Source organism: Arthrobacter sp. 35/47, from assembly GCF_000520475.1.
Lineage (GTDB): Bacteria > Actinomycetota > Actinomycetes > Actinomycetales > Micrococcaceae > Arthrobacter_D > Arthrobacter_D subterraneus.
This window is the reverse complement of sequence record NZ_KI914616.1, coordinates 27833-30376: the sequence shown is the minus strand read 5'-3', so window position 1 is coordinate 30376 and position 2544 is coordinate 27833. Positions and strand designations below refer to the sequence as shown.

At 65.5% G+C, this 2544-nt stretch carries 2 protein-coding genes; both read right to left on the bottom strand.

Annotated features, from left to right (window positions below):
• Positions 1–498 (bottom strand): YeeE/YedE family protein (locus X803_RS20040; RefSeq protein ID WP_035779109.1); only part of this gene is annotated, 498 nt, incomplete at its 3' end.
• Positions 499–586: 88 nt separating this feature from the next.
• A complete protein-coding gene (locus X803_RS20035; RefSeq protein WP_156930079.1) occupies positions 587–2326 on the bottom strand; it encodes a hypothetical protein in 1740 nt (579 codons plus the stop codon).
• Positions 2327–2544 lie beyond the last annotated feature (218 nt).

The following is a 2544-nucleotide window of genomic DNA, read 5'->3' as shown; positions in this document are numbered from 1 at the left end:
CCGGACGGCAAGGGCAACGCCGGCCGCCAGTACCGCGACCAGCAGCCAGGGGCTCACGCCAAGCGACGTGTGAATGTTGGTGAGCGGGACGGTGATGGAACGCAGTGTTTCCGTGGTTCCGGCCAGCGGGCCGGTCTTGGAGATGGCGGCGAACATCGCGTATGCCGCCAGCGCGATCCAGGAGCCCACAAGCCCTTCACCGGACCGGTAGTAGGTTCCGGTGGCGCAACCGCCGGCGAGCACAATGCCGAAGCCGAAGATGAAGGCGCCGAGGATGGTTGCCAGCCATGCGAAGGCGTCGCCCTCGAGACTGATGATGCCGAGCCCGTCCAGGGCGAAGACACCCACGCTCTGAATGGCAACGACAATCATGAACGCAGTCAGCCAGCGGGTGTTCTTCGCGATCCACAGGTCGCGGAAGGCGCCGGTGACGCAGAAGCGGCCGCGCTGCATGGCGAAGCCGAGGGCGGCTCCGAGCAAAAGTCCGGTAATCAACATGGTTCAAGATTCCCGACTTATTTCCCAGCCCTGAAAATCCGTGAACTTTGGTTGCTTTAGGTTACCGAGTACGACGACGACGCTTGACTTACACCGGCCGCAGATGTCCGCCCTTGCCTCCGCTTGCGCCGAGTGTGGCGAGCGACGCGACATACCCCGGCATGTGCACCGAGCTCGTGCCGCCGCCGGGCAGCGGTCCGAGTTCGCGGGCGTCCACGTGCCCGGACAGTGCGTCCTGCAGCCGGTCCAGAACGTCCGCGCGCTCAAGTCCCAGAGCCAGCAGGCGTTGGGCCGCTTCCCACACCTGAGTCGGTTCGTTGTGCCACAGCTGGGAGATCACCAGTTCCCGCAACGCCGCATTCCAGACGGGCGAGCCATCCGGTTCCCCCGACCGCGGATACTCCTGCTTGCCTACGCCATGGAGTTCCTTCAGCTCGCCGAGTACCAGCAGCCGCAGCTCCGCCGCGCTGTTCGGGTTGAGCCGCGGATAGTCTTCCTGACCGATCCAGGTGCCGAAGTAGGGCATGGCAAACTGCCGCCGTTCCATGACGGCTTGGGCGTCCTCGATGGAGTCCATGTCCACCCCTTCGAGGAAAGCCATGCCGGGAGATGGGAGGTCATCCTCTTCGTCTTCCTCCAGCAGGCTTACTGCGTCAAGTGTGGCCGCGGCGGACTCCTGCACCATCTCGACCGCCATCCACGGCAGGCCCTGACGCCGGCCGCACCAGGAGATCCAGGCGCTCAGGAACGGTGCCAGCGCAGCCTGCTCCGCGTCGTCGAGCCCTACCTTGTTCGGCAGGAACCAGCCGGCAAAGGTGCTGATTTTCGGTGGGCTGACGCGGAGGAGCCGGCCGTCGTCGTAATTGCGCCCGTAGTCGATTGCCAGTTCGGCAAGCCGGGCGAACTGCGCCGCGAGTCCGGAGTCGGGCCGGTCCGCATCCTGCTCCAGGGAAGCCACAAAGTCCCCGACGAGCCTTTCAGTTTCGCTCTGGTCCTCCTCGAACCGCGCAAGCTCGTCGGCGGGGCCGGGTATGCGGTGTTCGGCGAGGTCGACCACGTCGCCGCCCGGCAGGGTGAGGAGCCTGCTCAGCGCCAGTGCGCGGTGCTCCTCATACTCGGGGCCGAGGTCGGGATCGCTGGTCATGTCCGTTGCTTCGATTGCGGCGATACCGCGGGCGCGCACCTCGGCCAGCGATGTCGGTTCGAAACGCATCAGCCCCTCCATGTGCCTGGCGAACCGTTCCCTGTCCTGTCGGAGCTTGCGGGCGTTGTGATCGAAAACGATGTTGGTGGCGTACCCGCCCAGATGGTTCGTGTCGATGGTGATGGCCATGCCGTGTTTGCGACGACCGGTGCGGAACTCGACGACGAATTCGATGGAATCACCGAACACGTCCGTCAGCATCCAGGCTTCGGCAGCCTCGAGGTTGCGCAACGGTGCAAGCCACGCCGGTTCCGGGACGCCCAGGTCGGTAAGCCGCTGGGCGGCCGCTGCTGCCTGAGCGTTGGCGGGCGGGTCGGCCACCTGGGCAAGCGCCCACAGCATGGCGGCAGCCGGACGGTCCCGCTGGCGTTCGACGAAACGCACCCAGTCGTTGAACAACTCCTCGTCGATGCCCGGCCCAAGGTTGGTGGTCTCATGCATGACCGAATAGAGGTTGGACGCCAGCAGCTCGCTGTGCAGCGACGAGGTGTGGTCCGCCTCCACCGTGAACCCCTGGACCTGCGACCGGTAGACCTCGGCGATGGGGTTGCCGGGCGGGCCGGTTCTGCGTGCCTTGTTCCTGCCTGCGGACTTGGGCTTCCGGGTACGGCTCTTCGGGCTCATCATCCGATGATGTCATCCTCAGATGGGGCGTCGACGAAATCCTGCGGTAATTGACAAGTCCGGCGAACGGAGGACGATCAGAACTACACGCAAGCTAAGCCTTCGGAGGACACCATGGCAGCGAACGACGACGGCGCGCACGTCCCAGTCCACGTGGAGTCCGTGCCCCAGTCGGAAGACCCGGCACTGCGCATTCCCGGCGCGGTTGCGGCAGCGCG